Below are 22,298 nucleotides of genomic sequence, written 5' to 3' on the forward strand. Positions count from 1 at the left end.
CCTAACTTGCGAAAAGAATTCCGGCATCGGTATCGGCGGGTGTGTATTCCTGCAGCCGCCAGGCCAGGTTGGCCTCGCGCTGCGGCTCGTACAGGTCGTGGTACACGCCCATCGCCGACTGGTCGGATGCGCCCGCGCGGATTTCCCCGCAGGTGCCGTCGTCCAGCCGCGCGTAGTCGGGCGTGCCGTAGCGCAGGCTGCGGAACTGCGGCACCACGCGCAGCGTTTCCTGCGGCTGCTGCGCCTTCGGCACGGCGTCCAGCGCCAGGTCCGGCTGGCAATGGAAGCGCTGCGGCGTGCGCGAACCCGGCGGCACGTAGCAGAAGCGCACGCAGCCGGACTGGCGGCGCAGCACGCGCACGTTGCTGGCGAAGATGCAGTCCTCGGCCAGCGGCATGGTGTGCGCCTGCACCTCGCCGATCACCGTGCAGCGCTGGAAGCTCGCCTGCACGTAGGCCACCGCCTCGTCCGGCGCACCCAGCGCAACGCGCTCGATGCCGGTGGCATCCACCACGCTGTCGCAGATCTGCAGCGCCGGCGGCTCGCCACGGCGCACCGGACTGACCACCGAGATCGCACCGACGATGCTCTGCTCGATGCGCAGCGAAGCACGCGTACCGTCCAGGGTGACGCTGGGCTCACCCGGGCGCTTCGGATCGCAATCGCATTGCAGCGCCCAGCCGGGCACCAGGGTGCAATGGCGGATCACCAGCTCGCACAGGTCCGGCTGCGGCTCGCTGCTTTCGGTGTCCTCCGGCCCGTGCACTTCCACGCCGCGGCCGACGATCAGCAAGCCGTCCAGCAGCACGCGGCTGCCGTTGGCGCCGCCGATATTCAGCGCATCCGGCTGGCTGGCCCGCACGTCGAGCAGGCGCAGGATCGGCCGCGTGCGTTCGGCCGCACGCAGCTGGATCGCCTCGCCGGCTTCGAGCTGCAGATCGATCGCGCCTTCGTAGATGCCGCTTTCGGCCAGCTCGATGATCAAGGCGCGCAGCGACGGATCCGCCGCCTTGGCCTGCGTCCATGCGTCCAGCGCATCGGCAATGCTGTTGAAATGCCCAGGCGGCAGCGGCGCCGGGCCGGCCACCGGCAGCACGGCGTGCACGATGTAGCGCGTGGCGTTCTCCAGCTCCGGCACCGGCCGCGCATACTCGCCGCCGCCAAGATCCGCGGCGAAGCCGTAGCTGTAGGAAACCCACACGCCACGCTTCGGCCGCTGGTTCGCCGGGAACAGCAGGCGCCCGGTTTCCGGATCGACCGCCACGCGTCCGCGCGGCACCTGGTAGCGCCAGGCGGAGAGGTCGGCCGGGATCAGCGCCTCGATCGGCACCGGCATGCCCTGCCCCTTCGCCGGCCAGTCGGGCGCGTAGACCAGCACACTCTTGCCGGGGCCGTACAAGGCCGGCGACACATTGGCGTAATCCGCCAGCGGGCCGCGCCGCGCAAAACGGTAGCGGCGCAAAGGCACCGGCAGGTTGTGCTCGCGGGCGATATGCGTGGCTTGCGTTTCGGCCTCGGGCCGCTGGAACAGCGGCGTGTCGTTGCCGAGCACGCTGAAGCTGAAGCACTGCGGCCCGCGCTCTTCCAGGCAATACGCCGGCGTGGTGGTGACCGCATAGCTGCGCAGGCGGAACACGAACAGGCCGACGTCGGGAATGGCGTAGCGGCCGCGCTGGTGGGCGCTGCCGAAGCGGCGCACGTCCACGCTGTGCGCGAGCGGATCGAAAGCGCCGCCCGCCCAGCTGATGCGCTGCATCACGCCAGGGTCGCGCAGATCGGCCGTGCCGCCGCGGTGCGGATGCTGGTGATCCAGATGCTGCGTCCAGCCCAGCAGGCGGTAGAACTCCACTGCGCGCGCCGGCCAGCCGGCGGCGTCGCGCGCCAGGTCTTCCAGCAGCGACAGCGTGCCCTTGCGGCGGCGCGCATCGATGGTGTTGGCCACGTCGGCGCGCGGCGCGAGCACGCGTCCCAGCCGGGCGCCGTGCACGCTGCCGTCGGCCAGCGTCGCCGCCTCCGGCAGCAGCGAGTAGCCCAGCAGGTCGCCGATATACGGCACCACCCAGTCGTCGCAGGTCTCGATAAACCAGTTGTCGTACAGCCGCGCGATGTCCCGCTCCAGCACATTGGCCTGGGTCGACAGCACGCGCAGCAGGTCGCGCAGCGGATAGCCCTGGTCCGCATCGCGCATGCGGTACACCACCGGCATCAGTTCGTACAGGCGGTCGGGATTGGCGCTCATGGCGTGGCCTCCTGCAGCAGCAGCGTGTCGGGCACGGTGGGCAGGAAACAGGCGATCTGCGCCGGCAGCGGCAGCCCGTCATCGTCGTAGCGCGCCGGCAGCGCCTGCACGCGCTGGTTGACCAGGGACTGGCCGCAGGAGCCATGGGCCGAACCGCTGGTATGGAGGAACGACAGCTTGCCGATGCCTTCGCCCTTGTCGCCGTTCTTGTCGCCGCCGACGCCGAAGCCGGCCAGCACCGCCGCCTCGTCTAGATACCCGAAGGCATCCGCATCCACCCAGGCCACGCCGCGTACCGCCTGGATGCAGGCGACGATCTCGCTGAGATAAACGTTCTGCGCCAGGCCGCGCCGCTCGAAGCCGAAGCGCTCCAGCAAGGCCACGCGCACCTGCGGCTCCACCGCTTCCCAGTGGTAGTCGGGCGCCAGGCCGATCTTCGCGCTCAGCGTCAGCGCCAGCAGCTCGCGCACGTCCAGGCTCACCGGCAAGGACGGATCGCCGTACTGCCGCAGCGCCTGCAGCAGGTTGCGGTACAGGTCGGAGGTGACATCCACGGCGACATCCGCGGCACCGGCAATGGTCACCCGCACCTGGGTGCCCAGCTTCGCCGCCGCGGCCTTGCCGACGCCGCCGAAGGTGCGGGCGAAGTCGGCGTAGTCGGTGACCGACACCAGCCGGTCCAGCGCAAGCACCGCCAGCGGCACGTTGGCGCGGGCCTGGTCGCGCGTTTCCGGATCGGCGCCGCCGGACGCGCGCAGCGGGTTGATCACGTTCTTCACGCCCAGCGGCTTGGTGGTGAGCAGGCTGATCTGCCCGGCCTGCACATTGCCGGCGGCGCCGATGCCGTTGCGGTACACCGCGGTGATGTTCTCCACCCCGGTGGGCAGGCGCGCGCCATGCGCACCGTCGCCGAAGCTCACGCTGGTCTTGCCGCTGTCGTCGGTGGCGGTGACGAAACGGCGCGCATTGCCGTCGACAAAGGCCAGGTTGCGCACCTCGTGCCATTCCACCTGGTTGACCCGCACGGAGAGCGTGCTCAGCACGCCGTCCACCGTCGCGGCCGACACATACGTGAGCGGCGGCTGCTTGAGCGCGAACACCTGCATCGGCACGCTGCCGTCGCCGCTGCCCAGCACCTCGTTGCGCGTCTCGCCGTTGGTGGCGCGCACCACGTTGGCGAAGATCGACACGGTGCCGCGCTTGTAGGTATAGGCCAGGCCCTGATTGGCGAACACCAGGGTGCTGTGCACGGTGTCGCCCGGCAGGTCCGGCGGCACGTCCTGCTCCACCGCCAGCAACATCACCAGTTCGGAGGCGATGACCGCATCGGTGCCGGGCACGTCGGTGCGCTGGCCCTGCACGATCACCCAGCGGCCGGGCTTCAGCCCATCCACCGGCGCTTCCAGCGTGACCCGCGTGGGGCCGTCGTTCGGAATGCCGGCGCTGGTGGCGGCGACGTTGCCCATGTCGTCGGCTATCGAAAGCACGGCCAGCGGCAGCAGCTCGCTCTGCGCATGTACCAGGCTGCCGCGCAGCGTCGCTTCATTGGGTGCCGGCCAGGTCGCGCCGGTGGCGTTGGAGGAGCCGGCCAGCACGATCTGCGTGCTCTTGCCGCTCATGCCGTAGTCGCTGTGCGGCAGCGTGTGCGCCGCCTGGACCCGGCCGATCACGGGCAGATCCTTGCCTGTGGTGTGGATCATCACGTAGCCGCCGGCGCTGACGCCGTCGTAGGCATTGTCCAGCCACAGCACGTTGTCCTTCTCGTCCATGGTCAGCGCGCCGGGCTGCGGTGTGGAAGTCCATTGGGTGTGGGCGCTGTCGTAGGTCTGCACGATGCTCACCGGCGCCGGCGCGTTGTAGCCGAACAGCGGCGCCGCCACCCGCATGGCGTACACGCCCTTGAGCGCGGGCGAAGGCTCGCCGTGCTGCACCTGGGTCCAGGCGTTGTAGAAGCTGTCCATCAGCGGCCTGGCGAAGTTCAGCAGCAGCTGCGGCCGCGCATCGCTGGTCAGGCCCAGCGCGGTGGCCAGGTTGCGCTGCAGGCGCAGGCTGTTGGCCGGCTGCACGGTCACCGGCTGGATCAGCGCCTCGAACAGCGCACCGAAATCCGCATAGTCCGAACCGCCGTTGCCGCTGTTGCCGAAGGCCTGCTGCACGGTCTGCATGAAATCGATCACCGGCTGCGGCGCGGTCTGGTAGCCCTCCAGTTCGCTGAAATCGTGCGCGAAACTGGTGAAGCTTCCGGTGTTGCCCACTTCGAGCAGCAGCTTCTGGCGCACCGATTCGATGCTGTCCAGCCAGCCGGTGTTGGTATAGGCCAGCAGGCCGATCGCCTTGTTCGCCGCCGTCAGTATCTGCACGGTCACCGCATCCACCGGCTGCAGCACCACGCGGCTGCGCTGCTGCTCCGGCGGCAGCACGGCGCCGGTGGCCGGGTCGCGCTGCTGCACCTCCACCGACTGCACCCGCCGTATGGCGCTGACGCCGGTGCCCAGCTCGCCGAACAGGAACAGCAGCGGGTCGTTCAATTTCAGCTGCGTGTTGGCGCTGGCCACCCACAGCTCGCCGAGGCCGCCGATGGTGGCCAGCGAGATGTTCTGCGGCTGGGTCAGGCGCGGCCGCAAGGTGTTCCACTCGCGGCGCGCATCCAGCGCCTCGGCCGTCTCGAAGGTCTGCATCTGCTCGCCCGGCGCCGGCACCGACTGCGCCTTGGCGCCCGGCGGGATGGTCACCGCGGTCGAGTTGTCGTCGATGGTGTAGGCCAGGTAGACGCTGGCCGCCACGCCGGGACGCAGGCGGTAATCCACCAGCCGGCCCAGCTGCAGCACGGAGCAGCGCTCCGTGGCGGTGCGCAGATAGCCTTCGTTGGCGATGCGCTCCTGGTAGAAGCTCAGCACGTCGGCGCCGATCGCCCAGGCATCGAGCAGGGCCATCGAGGGATCGTCCAGCTCGCGCGTGCGCAGGCCCTGCAAGGCAGGCAGCGCCGCATCGCTGAGATCCAGCTGCATGGTGGCGCGGAAGTCCGCATAGGTGCCGACGCGGTAGACCAGGCTGTCCAGCCCGGGCCGGTTGTAGAGGGATCGCGGCGTGCGCGCGCCGGCGCCGCATCCGCAGGCGCAGGCGTGCTGGCCGCAGGCGCTGCAGCAACTCATCGGCCACCTCCCATGATGAACGCGATGCTGCCGTGGTCGGGATGGTCCGGATCGTTGTCGACCTGGGCCAGTTCGGTGCCTGCCAGATGCAGCAGGCCGTCGTCCGGCGCGCCGCTGGCGGCGTCATCGTCCATGCGCAGCAAGGTGCGCACTTCGACGTGCGCCACGCCGACCACCGCCTGTGCCTCGGCCATCAGCGCGCTGACGCTGACGGCGGCGCCCAGGCGCAGCCGGTCCGGATGGAAAAAGCCCGGCGTGCCGTCGCTGCGCAGGCCGGCGCTGAAGCGCTCGATCAGCGCCGCCTCGACGTGCGCCGTGAGGAAATCCGGCAGCACGCAGACGAACAGTTCGATACGCAGCGGCACGTAGCGCGCGGGCAGCACCGCCACGTCGTGGCCGATGCGGCGGTACGGCTGCAGGTCGGCCAGCACGCGCGCGGCGAGGCTGGGCGGCAGCGTGTCGCGGCCCAGCGGATCGATCACCACGTCGGCTTCGTACCAGCTGCCGTTCCACGCCATGGCGCAGGCGGCGCCCTGCACGGCCGGCTCGCGCGCCGCGAACTGCGCGTAGTCGTCGGCGACGATCGCGCGCAGCGGATGGGCGCGAAACGCGCCCGGCGCATACAGCTTCACCTCGGCCAGCGTTTCCGGCGCCTGCCCGCCGCCGGCCGCCAGCGGATTGCGCGGCACCAGCCCGTCCGGCACCACGCCGTTGCGCAGCGCTATCCACACGATGCTTTCGCGGCCGACATTGCCAGCGGTGCCGTTGCCGATGCGCGTGCGCGCGCGGAAGAAATCGCCGGCCTGCGGCTGGCGGCCGAGCACGCCGTCGCCGAAGCGCAGATGCGCCGCGCCGTCGTCGTCCATTTCGACCACGAAGTGGCGGTCGTCCGCGCCGCTTTCCAGCAGGTCCTGGCGCGAATCCCAGCGCCACTGCGCATCCGGCGCGCCGGCCACCAGAATGTCGCCGAGCGCACCGCCGTAGACGTCGAGCTGCGGCAGCGCCGCGCGCGGATCGCGCGCCAACAGCTGGCAGACCGGCGCATTCGGCGTGGCCGGCAAAGGCTCGGCCCAGGTCAGCGGCGTACCCGGCACGACATGGCCGGTCTCCGCAGGCGGGCGCCGCACGTCCAGCACCGCGCCATCGCAGCGGCAGCAGCCATACCCGGTGCTGCCGGGCACCAGCCAGCAATCCTCGGCCAAGGCATCGCAGCGCTGGCAGGCATCGGGCATGGCGGCGCGCGCGGTGGCCAGCCCCGGATAGTCGTCGTCGCCCTGCCCGGGCGGCGTGCACAGCGCCGAGCAATCGCACTTGCCGGGCACGTGGTCGCCATGATCGACCAGCAGCACATTGCCGCGCGCCAGGCTGACATCGTGCAGCCACGCGCAATCGGGCGATGGCTTGCGCACCGACAGGCACAGGTCGAACGGCAGCGCATCGCAGGGATCCCAACCCACCTGCAGCAGCAAGGTGCCGTCGAGCGGATCGGCGATGGGCTGCACGGACGTGAGCCGCACGGCGTGGCGATGCTCCGGGTTGGCATCCGCCGGATTGCCGGTGACCGGGCCGAGCACTTCCTCGAAGATCAGCAGATCGCCGACCTGCAGCGTCAAGGCACGCTGCGGCGCGGCCACCGCAGCGCGTGCCACCTCCACCGCCGGCGTATTGCCGCCATCGCCGGTTCCTGGCGTGGTCGCCGGACCCGGCGGCGCCGCCGGCGGATCCACCAGCACCGCCTGCGTGCTTCCGCGCGGCAGGCAGCACAGCTCGTCGCCCCAGGTGTAGAAGCGGATCGCGCAATGGGCGGCGCTCACCGTGATCGTGGTGGCGCCGTCCAGCGCCATCGGCTCGAACACCAGCGCCCCTTGCGCCCGCGCCTTCTCCAGCTGGTCGGCATTCAAGCCGCCCGGCGTGGCATCGGCTTGCGCCGGCGGCGGCACCAGCAGCAGCAGATTGTCGAGATCGAGCGTCGCCTCGCCCGCCGGCAGCTGCAAGGCCACCAGCGCGCGCGCATTGCAGCCTTCGTGCATGCGGTAGTCGACCAGCCGCGCATGCCGCCGCACCGAAATGCGCCGGCGCGCGGTGGCCAGATACGCCTCGGTCGCGACGGCGTCCTGGTAATAGCTCAGGTAATCGGCGGTATAGGCCAGCGTCTCGACCAGGGCGATGCCGATATCCGGCACGTGGCGTTCCTGCCACGCCGGCGCATCCAGCGCCATGCGGTCGAGGAACAGCTGGCGGAAGCTCGCATAGTCCTTCGCCAGATAGTTGATCTCCGGCGGCGGCTCGGGCGTTTCCACGCAAGGCGCGACGGCGGCGCAGTCCAGCTCCTTGGCGCAGCCCAGGCGGAAGCGCAGGCCCACGCAGGCATAGCGCGGATCGAAGCCGGGGTAAGCCATCCACCCGGCAGGATCGTTGCCGGACGCGGCGTCGACCAGGCACAGGCAATACGGCGAGTGGTCGCCTTCGCGGTCCAGCACCACGCGCAGGCAGGCGTCGTCGTGCATCTCCGGCTCGTTCTCCTCGCTTACCGCGAGCACGCGCAGGCCGGTGATGCGGTCGCCACCGCTGATCCGCACGTTGGCTACGCCAATGCCTTCCGGTATCGGCCCGAACAGATGCACGCACAGCGTGACGCCGTCATCGCCGACTTCCACGAAGTCGATGCCATTGAGCTGCCCGCCCAGGCGCAGGCGCTCGCGCCGCGCCTCCAGCGAACAGGACGGCGGCAGGCCGCAGCCGATGGGAACGGGAAGCAGCGTCGCGTCGGTGCTCATGTCGCGCTCCCGCGGATGCTGGCGGTGCGCACGTCGCCGGTGGCCAGCACGGTGTAGCTGAGATCCACCTGCAAGGTGGCGTCGTCGCTGGTCACCTCCAGCGAGCCCACATTGATCACGTCGCCCAGATAGCGCTGCAGCGCCGCCTGCAAGGTGAACTGCAGGGCTGCGGCGATCTCCGGGCTGTTCGGCGCGAACACCATCTGCAGCAGGCCGCTGCCGAAGTCCGGCCGGTTCACCCGTTCGCCCGGACGGGTGAACAGCAACTGCTCGATCATGTCGCGCACGTGGTCGTCGTCATCGGTGAGCGCGGTGCGGCCGCGGCGGTCGAAGGCGAATGGAAAGTCGATGTTGATGGCAGGATCCATGACGTCCTCACATGGCGGTGACGCGCATCTGGCTGGCGACGATCAGCAGCGGCGTCGCCGTCGGCGCGCACAGCGCCTGGCTGTCGAAGCACAGCAGCGGCTGTCCGTTGGAAGTGACCCGGGTCGCGCTGGTCATGAACTGCGCGCTGACGCAGGGGCCGTTGGCCGCGGGCGGCGGCGGGAAGGTGCAGCCGGCCACCACCCACGGCCCGGGCATGGCGACCGTGGGCTGGCCGCTCACCGTCACGCGCGGATTCGGCACCGTGGCCTGCGCCTGTCCGCCGTGCGAACAGAGCACGCTGGCGCCGACATGGATAAGGAAGCCCGGCATCGTCATCCTCCTCAGGTCACGACCAGCGCGCCGTTGTTGATGGTGACGGTGGGCCCCGCCAGCACGATGGTGGCGCCCTGCCCGTTGGAGATGGTGATGCCGATCTCGTTGACCATGATCATGGCGCCCGTCACGGCCTTGAGCAGGATGCCGCCGGTGGGACCCGGCAGGTCGCTGATCGAGATCGTGTTCTGCAGGCCCGACTGCAGCACCACGCTGGGGCTGGCGGGATTGCCCGCCAGTGCCAGGGCCGGCACCTCTGCGGCGATGCCCCAGAAACCGCCGGTCCAGATGGGGTAATCCGGATCGCCCTGCTCGAATTCGATCCACACGCCCGCGCCGATCTGCGGCACCACGTACACGCCGTTCTGCTTGCCGGCGAACGGCACGCACGGCATGGCCCAGCTCGAGGGCAGCAGGCCGGACACGTCCGGCACCGTCGCCTGGATGCGCCCGAGCTGTTCGGGGTCGATGTTCTGCAGCACGGTGCCGCGGTATTTGCCGTAGTACTTGGTCATGACGGCACCCGCGGCACGGTGGAGATCAGGCCCTTGCGCGACAGGCTGAAGCTCTGCTTGTACTCGCCGCGCTTGATGGTGTGGCGCACCTCGCTCACGTAATGCAGGCCGTCGAAGGCCGGCCCCACGCCGCGCACGCCGACCAGCTGGCGCGCCTTCAGCACGCGGCCGTAGCGCGACACGTCCAGGTTGCCGCGGCCGGTGACGGTGTCGGCGGACTTGGCCGCCTCCGCCATGCCCAGCAGCAGCGCGCGCACCGGCGAATACTTGGCCGTTTCGGTCAACGGGTTGAAGCGCTGCGGCGGCGGGTCGAGCAGGCCCAGCGGCGGATTCAGCGGACCGACGTCGGGGATCGGAATCGGGATCGGAATCTTGGTCTGCGGATTCTGGATATAGACGATCGGCAGGCTGCGCGCATTGCCGTTGTAGCTGAAGCTGAGGCTTTCCACGTTGCTGGCCGCATCCATGTCGGCATTCAGCGCCGGCTGCGGCACGCCTACTTTAATCTTCGGCCCCCAGTACGCGGTGCTCATGCCCGGCGCGGGGCCCGGTTCGATATAGAACACGTAGCCCACGCGGCTGGCCAGCATGCGGATGTATTCCAGGTCCGTGCCCTGCTGGGTGGGAATGCGGTCGGTGGGAATCGGCACGTCGATGGCGATGCTGGGAATCACCAGCGGCACCACGCCTAAAAATGCGTACTTGGCCAGCAGCAGCGCCACGATGCCTTCGGCCGGCATGGCCGGATACGGCAGCCCCGGCAGGCCGGAGAACTCCAGCTTCTGCATCACCGTGGTGAGATCGTCGCCGCTCACCTGCAAGCTGGTGTGGCGCTGGTCGGCGCCGGGCATCACTTCGGTCTTGGTCACCACGCCGTCGATCAGCACCTCCGGCGTGCCGTTCACCGTGACGATCACGATCACCCGCAGCAGCGGCACCACGTCGCCGCCGCTCAGCAGGAACAGGGTATGCAGCGGCGACTGCACGCTCAGGGTGAACTGCAAGGTGAAAGCGCCGGCCTGCTCGTCGGGCTGCACCACCTCGATCTGGGTCAGCGCATCCAGCACCACCTGCGGCACCGGCACCGGCACCACGGGCCCGACCAGCAATGTCAGGTGCACGCCCTTAAGCACGCGGCACCCCCGGAATACCCTCGGGCAAGGTGATGGCGAGCTTGCGGCCGATGGTTTCGGTCAGCTCGTCCGGGCGCAGCGCGCGATTGGCATCGCACAGCCGCCAGAACTGCTCGGGATCGCCCAGGTAGTGCGCGGCGATATTGTCCAGCCGCTCGCCCTGCACCACGCGATGCCACTGCAGCAGTGCGAACTTCTCCGGCGCCGGTACGAAGCGGCGCTTGAGATAGGCGATCGGCGTGCCGTCGGCGCGCACGAAGGTGCCGGTGGGGGTCAGCGCATAGCGGCTGGTCGGAGGAAAGGCGATGGCCATCAGGGCACTCCCGTTATGCCGAGCGCGGACAAGGGCATGGCCGGCGCCATGCCGGACAGCCGTTCCTTGTTTTGCAGATAGCTCATGAACAGGCTGGCCGCCTTGTGTCCCGGCGGCACGTCGTTCACCGACAGCACGCGCAGGCCCAGGCTGACCTTGGCGCGGATCGGATTGAGCGCGGTGTCGAAGGCCTCCTCGGTGATGCTCAGCTCCGTGACGCGCACCGGCAGGATGCGCGTCTGGCTCCACACGAACAGGGCCAGCGGCGTTTCCATCGGAATGATTTCCAGCGTGCCGGCCTGGGACATCGCATCGTTGGCGTTCAACTGCGCGCTGGTCGGATAGATCATGGTTTCCAGCGCGGCCAGCTGGGCGAACACGCCGGTCTGCGTGGCGACGCGGTTGCGGTCGGGAAATTCCAGCTGGTCGGTGGCGTCGATCTCCGCCTCCAGCTTGATGGTTTCCACCGGCGGCCCTTTCAGGCGCAGCACCTCGGAGCGGTCGCCGCCGTCGGCGCTGATCGCCTGCACCTGCAGCGAGCGGGTGATCGAGTCGGGGTTGTACTGCAGGGCGATCACGCGCAGCACGGCGGAGGTGTCCGGGTCGATCAGCACCAGGCCACCCTTGAGGATGCGCGGCGAGCCGGGAAATCCGCTCATGGCACGTGTCCGTAGCCGAGCAGCTTGTCCATGCGGCTGAGCACATAGGAGAAGCCCTGCACGTTGGGGCTGCGGTTGCCCTCGATGGTGTAGAGCATGCCGTCCTGCACCGAGTGCACCAGGCCGGTGTGGCCCAGCCAGCCGGCCAGGCTCACCCGCCACCACACCACGATGTCGCCCGGCTGCGGCATGTAGCCATCGCCCGGCGTCGAGGCCCAGCCCTTGTCCTTGAATTCCGCCAGCAGGCTGCGTGCGCTGGCCACGTATGGGAACGGCATCTTCGCCCGGTCGCCGCCCGCGCCCTGCAGGAAGCAATAGCTCACGAAGGAAGCGCACCACGGATTGCCTTCCGGCAATCCTGCCGGCGCCAGGTACTTGCGCACGAACGGACCGCGGTTGTCGCCGCCCTGTTCGCCGGCGCCGGCCTTCAGCTCCGCGATGGCCGAGGCTAGCGCCGCCCTGCCCCGCGCGCTGCCGCCGGTGGCGGGCAGCACGGTGTAATCCACCGCGCTCGGCGTAACGATGGCCGGCTTGGGATTCTGCAGGCTCCACCAGGTCAGCGGCCCGGCCACGCCATCCACCACCAGCGGCTGGCCGTGCTGGTCGAGGTTCTGGATCTGGAACGCGCGCAGGGCCTGCCAGGTGCGCGTATCGAACACGCCCGTGCCCGGCGCCGCATAGCCGCGCCGGGTCAGCAGCTGCTGCAGCTGGCTGACCTGTGGCCCCTGGTCGCCTTTACGCAAGGTGTCCATGCTCAATGCTCCATCCCGATGGCGCGTGCGAGCGCGCACGATTGATCGTGTTTCAAGCGGTATCTCCGTTGACCGGATCCCAATGCGTCGCCGCCGGCGCGCTCAGGTCCATCGCCCCGCCCGGCAGCGCCGCATTGCGGCAGGCGGTATCGCAGTCGTCGCCATTGCTGCCGAAGCCGCGGCCCAGCCGCTGGTTGTTGATGTCCTGCGCGTAGCTGTCGTGCGGGCGGCTGTCGATGTACTCGCGGTAGAACTCGCGCGAACTGCCGGCCAGCCTGGCGGTGAAGGCGCCGCAGCGCTTGGTCGAGGCGCAGGCGATCCAGCAGTGGCCGAAGGCGTCCCACACATTGCTCGAAATCGGCGCGTGGGTCTGGTTGTAGTACCAGAGCCGGAAGCCGCCGGTGCGGTTCACCGGATCGCCGAAAGTGGCGTCGTACATCGGACGCTCCAGCGGCGTCAGGCAGTGATAGGCCCATGCCGCGTAGAGCGCGGCGCCGACGCCGACCACGCCGGCCGCCACCAGCGGCCAGCCGCGGCGCAAGGTGGCGGACGGATCGGTGCCGACCATCGGCGCCACCGACGAGACCGGCCGCGTCAGCACGTCCATCGCCGTGCGGTCGGCCTCGTGCTCGAAGGCATCGTTGCGGTTGCCGATCGCCTGCGGGCGGACGTCCTGCTGGCGCTGCTGCATTACGTGCGAGAGTTCGTGCGCGAGCAGGAAGCTGCCCATCAGCGATTCCGGCGCGTACTTGCCGTCGGCGAACACGATATGCCGCCCGGCGGTATAGGCCTGCGCATCCACGTCCCTGGCCGAGCGCGCGGCGCTGCCGTCGGTATGGATGCGCACGCCGCCGAGGTTCCGGCCGAAGCGCGGCTCGAAGAAGCGGCGGGCGCGATCGTCCAGCGGACGGCCGCCGCTGGCCAGCGCATCGTGGACGGAAGCCGGCACCGGTTCGGCGGCCGCGTGTTCCGCATGCGGCCCAGCCTCGCGCTCGCTGCAGGCGCGGCATTGGCCGCCGCCCGGGGTATGCGTGCCGCAGGCGCATTTGCGCTGCAGCAGGTGGCCCGCCGCCGCACCGTTCGCCGCCGTGCTCTTCACGGCCTGCGCGGCCTGGCTCTTGGCGGCGCGCTCGCTCATGGCCGGCCCTCCTCGTGCAGCAGCTGGTCGAGCAGCCGCACGGTGGCGGCGTCGGCCTGGCCGGACTGCTTCCACTGGAGCAGCAGCGCCTGGTCGCGCGGCTTCGGCACATAGGCATACGCATACAGCGCGTACAGGCTCAGCGGCAGCTTGCCGAGGCGGATGAAATGCTCCAGCGATGCGCGCACTTCGGCGGCGATGGGACGCTGCAGCAGCAACAGCGGAAACGGCTGGCCGGTGCTGGTCATGCCCACCAGCTCCCGCGCCAGCGCGGCCTGATCCACCGGCAGCAGCCACAGGCCGGCGTCGCAGGCTTCGGTCAGTTCCTTGTCCGCGCGTTCCAGCACGGCCAGAAGGCGCCGGTACAACGCGTCGGTGAGGCAGCGCGAAAGCAGGATCACCGCGACGCGCGCGAGCGCGGGCTCGGGCTGGTGCTCCAGGTAATCGAGCAGTTGCTCGCCGGCCGTGCCGTCGGCGAGCAGCTCGCGCACGCGGGGCAGCGCGAAGAAGGCATCCAGGCCCGTGCGCAGGGCGAACGGATCCGGCAGGTCCTGTCGCAGGACTTCCAGGCGGGCTTGCATGGACGACGGTGCGTTCATGGCTGCGCCTCAGGGCCGCTCGCGCGCGTCGCCGCCGTAGTCGTCGGGGCGGCGCGGCAGGGCCGGCGAGTGCTCGGCGGCGATGTCGCGTTCGACGTCGACGGCGTGCTGTTCCGACGGCGGCGTGCCGCCCGGCGGCGTCGGGCCGCGCGCCGCATGCGTGCCCTGCATCTTCGGCAGTGCGTGCCCGCAGACTTCGTGGGCGAAGATCAGATGGAACGGAATATCCACCCAGCGTCCGTTGATCTTGTACTGGCCCTGGAAGCGCGGATCGACATTGACGGTCGGACTGGTGCGGCGCCCCGCCTCACCCTGCACGCGCCCTTGCTGATCGACCGTGCGGCTGGTGCCCGGCGGCCCGGCCTGAAAGGCAATCGTGGTGGTTTCGGTGTTGTTGATGACGTCGCACAGACAACGGCAACCCACCGGCGTGCTGGAATTGGCCGGCGATTTCGCCGGAGCGGCCGGCGCAGGCGTGGCGCAGAAATTGGCCGCGCCCGCGCTGGCCACGCCGGTCGCCGGATCCACCACGAACTGGCCGTCGGGGCAGACTTCGTGCATCAGGTTCTGCACCGCATTGGTCAAGGGTTGCTCCGGCCCCGCCGCGCCCGCCGGCATCGGAATCGAATCGCCGGGATTGACCACCAGCCGCCGGCGCAGGATCGGCGCACGCGCCAGGCTCAGCGGCGCCGCGGCAAACCCGGCGCCCGCATTGGCACCGCTCATCACCCGGTGCGCCGCCGCATCCGCCTCGCCTTCCAGCGGATCGTCCGCGCTGCCGATGCGCAGGCCGTTGCCGCCAGCCATCGACGGCGTGTCGCCCACCTGCCCGCCGGAGCGCTGCAGGCTCTGCGCACCGCCCTGCTGCACCACGTGCGCCAGTTCATGCGCAAGCAGCTGGCGGCCCGTATGCGTCGACGGCGCATAGCCGCCCTGACCGAACACGATATGCGGCCCCACGGTGTACGCGGAGGCGCCGACGTCGGCCGCCGTTTCCGCGGCCTGCGGCGAGGCATGCACGCGCACGTGGCTGAAGTCGTGGCCGAAGCGCGGCTCCATGAAGCTACGCGTGGCGCGATCCAGCGGCTGTCCGCCGCGGGCCAGTTCCGCATGCACGCTGGCCGGGGCGACGCCGCCGGCCACGTCGCGCTGCGCGCGCCGCTGCAGGCTGGCCTTCTTCTGCGCGCACTCGCTGCACTGGCCGCCGCCCGGCGTGGATTTGCCGCAGCCGCATTTGCGGTGCAGACCGACCGGCGCGCGGGTGAGCGCAGGCGTAAAGCTCTGCCTGGCGATCGCTGATTTGTCGGCGCTTGGCATCGTGGCGGCCCTCTCAAGGCTTGGTGGTTTCGACCACGGTGGACGGCGCGATGCCGAAGGCCTTGCGCGCCGCATTGATCACTTTCTCGTCGCACGCGACCGGGTCGCGCGTGACTTCCTCGGGTTTTGCCGGCTTGAACTCCTGGGTCACCTTGCTGCCGACCAGGGTGATGTCGGCGCGCCGCATGAAATCGAAGGCCTGGTCGCGCTGCGCCTTGAACGGCTGCGCCTTGAACGCATCGCGCTCGGGGCCGGCCTTGGGCGCCGTCGGATCGGCCGTGCTGCCGGGCTTCTCGCCCAGGTACTCCTTCACCGCGTCTTCTTCCATCGGGCGGCCCACCGGCTCGGGCTTCTGCTTGCCCTGCAGCGGCGGCAGCTCGCTCTGGCCGTCCGCCTTGACGCCCGAGGTATCGCAATGCGGGCATACCTTCGGATCCTGCAGCCAGCGGAGCGCCGCTTCCGCGCGCTTCACCGACAGGCGGTCGTTGCCGATAAAGGACGGCTCGTGCTCGCGCCCGCGCGGGCCTTCCGGCGAGGTGAAGCCCTGCACCGCGGTGACGCGGTAGCCCTTGGCGGCCAGCGTCTCGATGTCGTCGGGCAGGTGGAAATCCTGGCGGATGGTGTCCTTGGCATAGTCGAAGTACACGCGCCGCACTTGAGTATCCGGACCCTTGAGCTCGGGCTGTCCGGGGTCGGCCGGCTTGCGCGTGACCTTGGCGCAGGCCAGGGTCACGTAGTGGCGCACGGTGTGGCAGTCGACGTTCTTCGGCTTGTCGCCAGGCGTGTAGCTGAAGCTGATGCCGCCCTGCTTCTGCTCCGCGTCGTACTGGCCCTGCGCGCCGAAGCCGCCGTACGGCGTCTTGACCTGCACGCCGCCGCCATAGGTCGGCTTGCCGGATACGCCGGCGGTGATGGTGGGGCCGATGGTGACGGTGACCTTGTCGCTGACCGCGACCTCGATGCCGAGCCCCGCGGTGAGCCGGCCGCTCTTGACCGGATCCTTGCCCGACAGCACGTTGCCGATCGCCTGCGCCACGGTAGCGGGCAGGCTGGCGGAGGGCGAGATGGTGACGCTGGTCTTGCCGCGGCAGTAAGTGATGTCGACGAAGACGTTCTGCGAGTCGTAGCCGGGCACCGCGGAAATCGTGGTCTTGGGCTCGGGCTTGTCGGTGGAATCGACCATGGTCACTTCGGTTTCCGACATGTCCGGGCAGCGCACCACTTTCTGCATGTCGTCCTTGCCGGCGCTGGCATAGCACTCGGCGATCTGCCGGCGGATCACGCCGCCGGCTGCCGGCGCCACGTAGGCGCGCCGGCCCTGCGCCACCGCATCCGCGGCGCGGTCGGCGGCGCGCTCGCTGGCGTCGTCGGCCGCACCCAGCTGCAGCTTCGGATGCAGCCCGCCGCCGCCCGCATCCTGGATGGTGTGGGCCAGCTCGTGCGCAAGCAGATGCCGGCCGTCCGGCGTATGCGGCGCGTACTGCCGGTGGTCGAACACCAGGTGCTGGCCCACGGCATACGCCCGTGCGCCGACCGAACGCGCGGACGCCGCCGCCTGCCCATCCGTATGCACGCGCACGCCGCTGAAATCGTGGCCGAAGCGCGGCTCCATCCAGGCGCGCGCCGCGGCATCCAGCGGCCGCCCGGGCGTGCCCAGCACGTCGTGCACGATCCCCGGCACCGCCGCCTGCTGCGCGGATGCCCCGGCGCGCTCCTTGCGATGCACACGCTGCTTGCAGCTCTCGCATTCGCCGCCGGCCGCATGGCTGCCGCAGGCGCATTTGCGCCGCAGCACGGGGCTGGCGACAGCGGCGGATGGAGCCGGCGCGAGCTTTGCGTTGGCAAGAGGCCGGTTCATGTCCGCTCCACCGCCGGCAAGGCGGCGGCGAGGCTTTGCCCCACTGCCGCGGCGAGGCGGGAACCAAGCCGCTCCTGACCTCGAACCGGCACGGGCAGCGCCGCGGAAGGCAGCGCGCTGACGGCGCCGACATGGCGCAGCGCATCCATCGCTCCCGGCTGCGCGAGTTGCCGCGCCAGTTCCCGTTCAAGCAGCAGCCGCACGTCGGCGGCGCGTTCGCCGCCCAGCACGGCCTCGTCGATCACCAGCCGCTCGATATGCAGGGCGATGCTCACGGCTGTCCTCCCGCACTGCCCAGCCAGCGGAAGTCCGCTTCGTTGACCGGCTTCTCCAGCTTGCGGAACTCGTTGCGCGCGGCGTCCAGCAGCAGCGGCATGGTCACCTGCACGCCGTGCCTGGCGGCCAGGAACGCTGCGTTCAAGGCGATGCCCTGGATGCTGCCGCCGGTCAGCGCCAGCTTGGCCAGGCGCTCGATGTCCAGCGCGGCGGTGGCCACCTTGGCGGGAAAGGCCGAGGCCCACATCGCCTTGCGCTCGGCCACGCCGGGGAACGGGAAGTTCACCACGAAACGGATGCGGCGCAGAAAAGCCGTGTCCAGCGCGCTCTTCATGTTGGTGGCCAGGATGGCCAGGCCGCGGAAGCTCTCCAGCCGCTGCAGCAGGTAGTTCACTTCGATATTGGCGTAGCGGTCGTGGCTGTCCTTCACTTCGCTGCGGCGTCCGAACAGCGCGTCGGCCTCGTCGAAGAACAGGATCGCGCCGCCCTCTTCCGCCGCGTCGAACAGCTTGCGCAGGTTCTTCTCGGTGTCGCCGATGTACTTGCTGACCACGGCCGAGAGATCGATGCGGTACAGCGGCAGGCCCAGTTCGTTGGCGATCACTTCGGCCGCCATGGTCTTGCCGGTGCCGCTCTCGCCGGCGAACAGCGCGCTGATGGAAAGCCCGCGGTTCATGCGTTCGCGGAAGCCCCAGTCGTCGTAGACCACGCTGCGCTGCGCGACCTGGTCGGCGATTTCGCGCAGCAGGTTCTTCTCGCTGTCCGGCAGCTTGAGGTCGTCCCAGCCCGCCTTGGGCTCGATGCGCTGCGCCAGCTGGTCCAGCGCCGGCCGCGTGCGCGCCAGCGCGCCCTGCCACAGCGCTTCGCCCAGGCCTTCGGCCTTCTGTCCGGTCGCGGCCAGCGCGGTATGCGCGATCTGCCCGATCTTGCCGAGATTGAAATCGAAATGGCTGGCCAGCTGGCGCGAATGCTGCTCCGCGCCTTCGCCCAGCAGGTGCTGCCACACGCTGCGCTGTTCCAGCGAGGTGGGTCGGGTCACGTCGGCACTCAATGCATGTGTGCCGTTGTCGTTCCACGGCTCGCGCGTATCGATGAACAGCAGGCCGCCGGCGCGCGCCAGGAAACGGCGGATCGGGCCGGAAGCCGCATCCGCGCCGTCGATGGCGGAAGCGTCGATATACAGCGCCACCGGCATCAGCAGGCTCTCGCGCCGCCACAGGCGCACCAGGGCCTCCTGTTCGGCGATGCCCTGCGGCAGCAGCTGCGCCGACAGACGAAACGCCTGCGCACCGAAGCCGGCCGCCACCGTCTGTGCGATCGCCTGCTTGCTGGTGCTGTCCACGCCGACCAGCTGCACCGTGGGCAAGGGTTCGCCGAACGGCACGTGGCGCAGGTTGTCGAGCAGGCGGTCGGCCACGGCTTGCTGCGAAGGCGGCAGGCTGTCCGTGTTCAACGGCGTCAGCAGCGGCATCAGGCGGTCGTCGACGTAGTTCAGGCCCTTGGCGAAATTGACGATGCGCTCGTCCGCGCTCAGCGCGGCGCCGATCAGCGGCTGCGGCCCCGGCTGGTGGATCTCCAGCAGGCGCCAGTAGCGCAGCGGGCGTTCGGGCGAGAGCGCGTCCCAGCTCGGCTGGTCCAGCACGGCGAAGGCGAGCGCGAAGGTCGGCCAGGGCTTGGCGGGATCGTGCTGGGCCTGCGCGCACAGCGCGGGCATGCGCGTGTCCAGTTCCATGCCGATGCACAGCAGCAGCAGGTCGCGCTCGAAGTCGGACAGGCCCAGGCGCTGGGCCAGCAGTTGCAGCGCGGGGGCGAAGGCCGGCGCCTGCGCCGGATCGGCCGCGGTGTCGACGGCGATCGCCGGGGGCGGCGGTTCGGCCGCCTGCAGCTCCGGTGGCGCCGTGTCCGTCGTTGCCAATGGCGCAGCCTGCGCAGCCGGGTGCTCGCCGAACACGCGGGACAACCATGACGTATGCCGAGCTGCAGTGGCTTCGGGCGCCGGCGCCACCGTCGCGGGAATCGCCGGCACGTTGCGCGCGCCATTCGACGGCGCTGCCTCCTGCCCCGCGGCGCGCTGCAGCCGCGCGCGCAGGTCGGCCAGCGCATCGGCCAGGTATTTATCGTTCTCGGCGAGCCATTGCGCGTAATCGCTCATGACACCACCACTTGCTGAAGGCTGTCGAAGGCCGGCAACGGGCCGCTGAAATCGACCGGAATGCTGTCGGCGCCGTCGACGCGCAGGCGCACCGTATAGGTGCCGGCAGCCACGCCTGGCACGTCGAAAACCAGCGCGGTGGGCTGGGCCGGATCGGCCGGGTTGGTGATGCTGGTCGGCGTCACCAGCTGGTCGCCGAACAGCAGGAACACGCGCTGCCCGTCGCGGATGCGCGGCAGGCAGGTCAGATTCAGATGCTGCGTGCCGGGCGAACCGGTGCGCGGCGTCAGCGTGATCGCGGGCGCCAGCGCCAGCGGCAGTTCGTTGCTGAGCAGCGCGGGCAGGCCCGGCGACTGCACCAGCAGCGACAGCGTGTAGATGCCCGGCGCCCAGCGCGACGGCGCCTGCGCATCCTCGGCGCTGTCGGCCAGATGCACCTGCAAGGTGCCCGCTGTTGCGCCCGCGGCCGGCACCACGTCCACCGGCGCATCGAGCCGCAGGCTGTTGAAGCGCGCCACCGCGTTGGCGGTGCTGAGCTGGCTGCCGCTGAGCACCAGATCGTCGCCGAGCCTGGCCGCCGCCTGCGCATTCGGCAGCGCCACGCTGCTGAGTGCCGGCGCCGTGGATGCCGTGCTGGTCACGCCGCGATCCTGCGGCCCGCGGCGCAGCACCGGCAGGCTGGCGCGCGATGGCGCCTGGCTGTCGATCAGCAGCACGGTAGCCTCGTAGGCGGCGGAGACGCGGTAGTTGGTCTGGAACGCGGTCCACAGCTTGGAGAGCTCTTCCACACTCTGCGGCAGCGGCGTCAGGCGCACGCGTTCGATCTGGTCGGCCAGGTCGTTGCCGAGCAAGGCGTTGCGGATGTCGTCGGCGTCGAGCAGCGGGCGGTCGTGCAGCGTGCTCATCGCCGCCGCCAGCACGCGGTGGCTGACCGCGTCGTTGTCGCTGTCGCCGCGGCCCCAGGCGGTGATCAGGTAATGCAGATTCAGCGCCAGCGCCGGCTGCGCCGTTTCGCCGGGGCGCACGCGGCCGGGCATGTCCATATTGCGCCAGCCGGCGTTGTAGATGACCTGGTACAGGAACAGATTGAGCTGGGCCTTGGTGATGCCTTTGCGCGCGACGTCCAGCGGCTGCAGGGTCACTTCCAGGTCGCCCAGGTCGGTATCCAGCAGCGGCATGCGGGCCAGCAGCACATTGCGCAAGGTGCGGGTGGCGGCGGCGATGGCGAGGACATTGCTCATGGCGTGCTTCCGCCGCGCTGGCGCAGGTAGTCGTCGAGCGCGCTGGGACGTGACGGCGCCGCAGCGCGCGGCGCCGTGGCGTTCGTGGGTGCGGCGCGCACTTCCAGCCGGCCGATGCTGACGTGCACGGCCGGTTCGCTGGACGGCGGCGCCGTGCTGGCCGGTGCTTTCGCCGGTGCGGGCGACGATGCGTTCGTGCGCCGCGCGTCGGCTTCGGGCCAGGTGGCGAAGACGGGCTGGCCCGGCGGCAACAGTTCGCCGGGCGCTTCCTCGTGCGAGGTCTCGATGGTGGTGCGTTCGCGCAGGATGCGGGTTTCTTTCAGCGGCTGAAGCTCGCCGGTGGAGGCAGGCTCCTGGCGCGACACCGTCCGCGGCGATGCCGGCTCGATGGCCGCTTCGCGCATGGACGGCTTGCTCGCAGAAAACAAGCGCACTTCTTCCGTGACGATGCTGTGCTCGTGCCTGTCGGCCTGCGCCGTAGAAGCGTGCGCAGATGAGCGCGCCGGCGCCAGTTCCGGTGCCTCCGCGAGCACTTTGCTCTCGATCCGGCGCACGTTCGGCACGGCCTGCTCCTGCGTTCGCTCGACCGCCGGCGCCGCCTGGATCTGCACCGGCTCCTCCGTCACCGCCGCTCCACCCCGACCCGCCGGCTCGAACAGCGACGGCAGCCGCGGCGACAGCATCGATTCGCTGCCGAGCGCACGCGTAGCGACACGGTCGAGGAAATCGCTCACGGCGCGCATTGCTCCAGGTAGGCCTGGCGGCGGCGCGGCGTCATCGCGAGGATGTCCGCTTCGCTCCAGTGGTAGTGGCGTGCCAGCGTGTCCACGTCGCGCAGCAGGCGCAGCGCCCAGGCGTGCAGTTCCTGCCACAGGAAGCGGGCGATATCGAAGGCCGGTTCCCAGTCGTGCGCGCATTCGGGGCAATGGAAGGCCAGCTGCAGGTCGGCCTGCGGATCGGCGGCGGCCATGGCCTGGGCCAGTTCCGCCTGCAGCGATTCCGGCAGGCTCGCCGGGGCAGCGCTCGACAGCTTCGTCGTTTCGATCACGCAGCGTTGCAGCAGCAGGCCGCGGGCATCGATCACGTCGGCGCAATCCTGCAGTGCCAGCAGGTCGGCGCAGTTCACCGGGCGAAAACGCACGCGCAGGTCGTGCGCCGCCGATTGCAGTTCGAATACACCGGCGGAGGTGTCGTCGCCGGCATCCGGCCCGGTCAGCAGCGCATGCGCATCGAAGCTGACCTCGACCACCGCCTTGCACGCCGGGCAGCGCGCCACGCCATCCAGCCGCCGCCCGAACAGCCTCGCGTGCAGGCGCAGCAGCAAGGCATCGCGCCGCCCCAATGGCAACTGCAGCAGCGCGTCCTCGTCCGTGGCCTGGTCGCCCGCGCCGAGCAGATAGAGGCTGCGCGCCGCGGCGGAGGCATCCCCGCCGCGTTCCCAGGCGCGCAACCAGTCGGCGGCGGTCGGCATGCGC

Annotated in this window: 19 protein-coding genes; all 19 read right to left on the reverse strand. The window is 70.2% G+C overall.

Annotated features, from left to right (window positions below; translation table 11 throughout):
• Position 1 precedes the first annotated feature (1 nt).
• Genes FHW84_RS21420 through FHW84_RS21510 form a run of 19 tightly spaced genes read right to left on the reverse strand, consistent with a single transcriptional unit; the run spans position 2 to position 22,294 of the window.
• Positions 2–2,239 (reverse strand): hypothetical protein, encoded by a 2,238-nt coding sequence (locus FHW84_RS21420; RefSeq protein ID WP_167258209.1) that lies wholly within the window; start codon positions 2,237–2,239, stop codon positions 2–4.
• Positions 2,236–5,391, reverse strand: coding sequence for a putative baseplate assembly protein (locus FHW84_RS21425; RefSeq protein WP_167258211.1), 3,156 nt, complete (start codon positions 5,389–5,391; stop codon positions 2,236–2,238). The genes FHW84_RS21420 and FHW84_RS21425 overlap by 4 nt, the downstream gene beginning before the upstream one ends.
• Positions 5,388–8,168 carry a putative baseplate assembly protein gene (locus FHW84_RS21430; protein ID WP_167258213.1) on the reverse strand — a complete coding sequence of 927 codons (2,781 nt, stop codon included), beginning with the start codon at positions 8,166–8,168 and terminating at the stop codon, positions 5,388–5,390. Before FHW84_RS21430 ends, FHW84_RS21425 begins: the two co-directional genes overlap by 4 nt.
• Complete coding sequence (locus FHW84_RS21435; protein ID WP_208399911.1) at positions 8,165–8,536, reverse strand: GPW/gp25 family protein; 372 nt, start codon at positions 8,534–8,536, stop codon at positions 8,165–8,167. Before FHW84_RS21435 ends, FHW84_RS21430 begins: the two co-directional genes overlap by 4 nt.
• Positions 8,537–8,543: 7 nt before the next feature.
• On the reverse strand, positions 8,544–8,867 hold the full coding sequence (locus FHW84_RS21440) for a hypothetical protein (protein WP_167258215.1): 324 nt from the start codon (positions 8,865–8,867) through the stop codon (positions 8,544–8,546).
• Positions 8,868–8,878: 11 nt separating this feature from the next.
• Positions 8,879–9,385, reverse strand: coding sequence for a phage baseplate assembly protein V (locus FHW84_RS21445; protein ID WP_167258217.1), 507 nt, complete (start codon positions 9,383–9,385; stop codon positions 8,879–8,881).
• A complete protein-coding gene (locus FHW84_RS21450; RefSeq protein ID WP_343203634.1) occupies positions 9,382–10,506 on the reverse strand; it encodes a hypothetical protein in 1,125 nt (374 codons plus the stop codon). The genes FHW84_RS21445 and FHW84_RS21450 overlap by 4 nt, the downstream gene beginning before the upstream one ends.
• A 4-nt stretch (positions 10,507–10,510) precedes the next feature.
• Positions 10,511–10,831: a LysM domain-containing protein gene (locus FHW84_RS21455; RefSeq protein WP_167258221.1), complete on the reverse strand. Its 321-nt coding sequence runs from the start codon at positions 10,829–10,831 to the stop codon at positions 10,511–10,513.
• Complete coding sequence (locus tag FHW84_RS21460; RefSeq protein ID WP_167258223.1) at positions 10,831–11,490, reverse strand: hypothetical protein; 660 nt, start codon at positions 11,488–11,490, stop codon at positions 10,831–10,833. The genes FHW84_RS21455 and FHW84_RS21460 overlap by 1 nt, the downstream gene beginning before the upstream one ends.
• Positions 11,487–12,242: a CHAP domain-containing protein gene (locus tag FHW84_RS21465; protein WP_167258225.1), complete on the reverse strand. Its 756-nt coding sequence runs from the start codon at positions 12,240–12,242 to the stop codon at positions 11,487–11,489. The genes FHW84_RS21460 and FHW84_RS21465 overlap by 4 nt, the downstream gene beginning before the upstream one ends.
• Before the next feature lie 52 nt (positions 12,243–12,294).
• On the reverse strand, positions 12,295–13,380 hold the full coding sequence (locus FHW84_RS21470; protein ID WP_167258227.1) for a DUF4157 domain-containing protein: 1,086 nt from the start codon (positions 13,378–13,380) through the stop codon (positions 12,295–12,297).
• Entirely contained in the window at positions 13,377–13,979 is a 603-nt protein-coding gene (locus tag FHW84_RS21475) for a hypothetical protein (RefSeq protein ID WP_167258229.1), read from the reverse strand. The genes FHW84_RS21470 and FHW84_RS21475 overlap by 4 nt, the downstream gene beginning before the upstream one ends.
• A gap of 9 nt (positions 13,980–13,988) precedes the next feature.
• Entirely contained in the window at positions 13,989–15,296 is a 1,308-nt protein-coding gene (locus tag FHW84_RS21480) for a DUF4157 domain-containing protein (protein ID WP_208399912.1), read from the reverse strand.
• Between the two features lie 13 nt (positions 15,297–15,309).
• Positions 15,310–17,154: a DUF4157 domain-containing protein gene (locus tag FHW84_RS21485; protein ID WP_167258233.1), complete on the reverse strand. Its 1,845-nt coding sequence runs from the start codon at positions 17,152–17,154 to the stop codon at positions 15,310–15,312.
• The gene (locus FHW84_RS21490) at positions 17,151–17,429 is read right to left on the reverse strand and encodes a hypothetical protein (RefSeq protein ID WP_167258235.1); all 279 of its coding nucleotides are present in this window, start codon (positions 17,427–17,429) and stop codon (positions 17,151–17,153) included. Before FHW84_RS21490 ends, FHW84_RS21485 begins: the two co-directional genes overlap by 4 nt.
• Entirely contained in the window at positions 17,426–19,582 is a 2,157-nt protein-coding gene (locus FHW84_RS21495; RefSeq protein ID WP_167258237.1) for an AAA family ATPase, read from the reverse strand. The genes FHW84_RS21490 and FHW84_RS21495 overlap by 4 nt, the downstream gene beginning before the upstream one ends.
• Complete coding sequence (locus FHW84_RS21500) at positions 19,579–20,823, reverse strand: DUF4255 domain-containing protein (RefSeq protein ID WP_167258239.1); 1,245 nt, start codon at positions 20,821–20,823, stop codon at positions 19,579–19,581. Before FHW84_RS21500 ends, FHW84_RS21495 begins: the two co-directional genes overlap by 4 nt.
• Positions 20,820–21,557 carry a hypothetical protein gene (locus FHW84_RS21505; protein WP_167258241.1) on the reverse strand — a complete coding sequence of 246 codons (738 nt, stop codon included), beginning with the start codon at positions 21,555–21,557 and terminating at the stop codon, positions 20,820–20,822. The genes FHW84_RS21500 and FHW84_RS21505 overlap by 4 nt, the downstream gene beginning before the upstream one ends.
• Complete coding sequence (locus FHW84_RS21510; protein ID WP_208399913.1) at positions 21,554–22,294, reverse strand: hypothetical protein; 741 nt, start codon at positions 22,292–22,294, stop codon at positions 21,554–21,556. The genes FHW84_RS21505 and FHW84_RS21510 overlap by 4 nt, the downstream gene beginning before the upstream one ends.
• Positions 22,295–22,298 lie beyond the last annotated feature (4 nt).

The sequence above is a fragment of the Dyella sp. SG562 genome (assembly GCF_011759495.1).
Taxonomy (GTDB): domain Bacteria; phylum Pseudomonadota; class Gammaproteobacteria; order Xanthomonadales; family Rhodanobacteraceae; genus Dyella_D; species Dyella_D marensis.

What these genes read in the sequence shown, in the direction of transcription:
- FHW84_RS21420 (WP_167258209.1), bottom strand. Translation starts at nt 2,239, where the DNA reads ATGAGCGCCAATCCCGACCGCCTGTACGAACTGATGCCGGTGGTGTAC.
- FHW84_RS21425 (WP_167258211.1), bottom strand. Translation starts at nt 5,391, where the DNA reads ATGAGTTGCTGCAGCGCCTGCGGCCAGCACGCCTGCGCCTGCGGATGC.
- FHW84_RS21430 (WP_167258213.1), bottom strand. Translation starts at nt 8,168, where the DNA reads ATGAGCACCGACGCGACGCTGCTTCCCGTTCCCATCGGCTGCGGCCTG.
- FHW84_RS21435 (WP_208399911.1), bottom strand. Translation starts at nt 8,536, where the DNA reads ATGGATCCTGCCATCAACATCGACTTTCCATTCGCCTTCGACCGCCGC.
- FHW84_RS21440 (WP_167258215.1), bottom strand. Translation starts at nt 8,867, where the DNA reads ATGCCGGGCTTCCTTATCCATGTCGGCGCCAGCGTGCTCTGTTCGCAC.
- FHW84_RS21445 (WP_167258217.1), bottom strand. Translation starts at nt 9,385, where the DNA reads ATGACCAAGTACTACGGCAAATACCGCGGCACCGTGCTGCAGAACATC.
- FHW84_RS21455 (WP_167258221.1), bottom strand. Translation starts at nt 10,831, where the DNA reads ATGGCCATCGCCTTTCCTCCGACCAGCCGCTATGCGCTGACCCCCACC.
- FHW84_RS21460 (WP_167258223.1), bottom strand. Translation starts at nt 11,490, where the DNA reads ATGAGCGGATTTCCCGGCTCGCCGCGCATCCTCAAGGGTGGCCTGGTG.
- FHW84_RS21465 (WP_167258225.1), bottom strand. Translation starts at nt 12,242, where the DNA reads ATGGACACCTTGCGTAAAGGCGACCAGGGGCCACAGGTCAGCCAGCTG.
- FHW84_RS21470 (WP_167258227.1), bottom strand. Translation starts at nt 13,380, where the DNA reads ATGAGCGAGCGCGCCGCCAAGAGCCAGGCCGCGCAGGCCGTGAAGAGC.
- FHW84_RS21475 (WP_167258229.1), bottom strand. Translation starts at nt 13,979, where the DNA reads ATGAACGCACCGTCGTCCATGCAAGCCCGCCTGGAAGTCCTGCGACAG.
- FHW84_RS21480 (WP_208399912.1), bottom strand. Translation starts at nt 15,296, where the DNA reads ATGCCAAGCGCCGACAAATCAGCGATCGCCAGGCAGAGCTTTACGCCT.
- FHW84_RS21485 (WP_167258233.1), bottom strand. Translation starts at nt 17,154, where the DNA reads ATGAACCGGCCTCTTGCCAACGCAAAGCTCGCGCCGGCTCCATCCGCC.
- FHW84_RS21495 (WP_167258237.1), bottom strand. Translation starts at nt 19,582, where the DNA reads ATGAGCGATTACGCGCAATGGCTCGCCGAGAACGATAAATACCTGGCC.
- FHW84_RS21500 (WP_167258239.1), bottom strand. Translation starts at nt 20,823, where the DNA reads ATGAGCAATGTCCTCGCCATCGCCGCCGCCACCCGCACCTTGCGCAAT.
- FHW84_RS21510 (WP_208399913.1), bottom strand. Translation starts at nt 22,294, where the DNA reads ATGCCGACCGCCGCCGACTGGTTGCGCGCCTGGGAACGCGGCGGGGAT.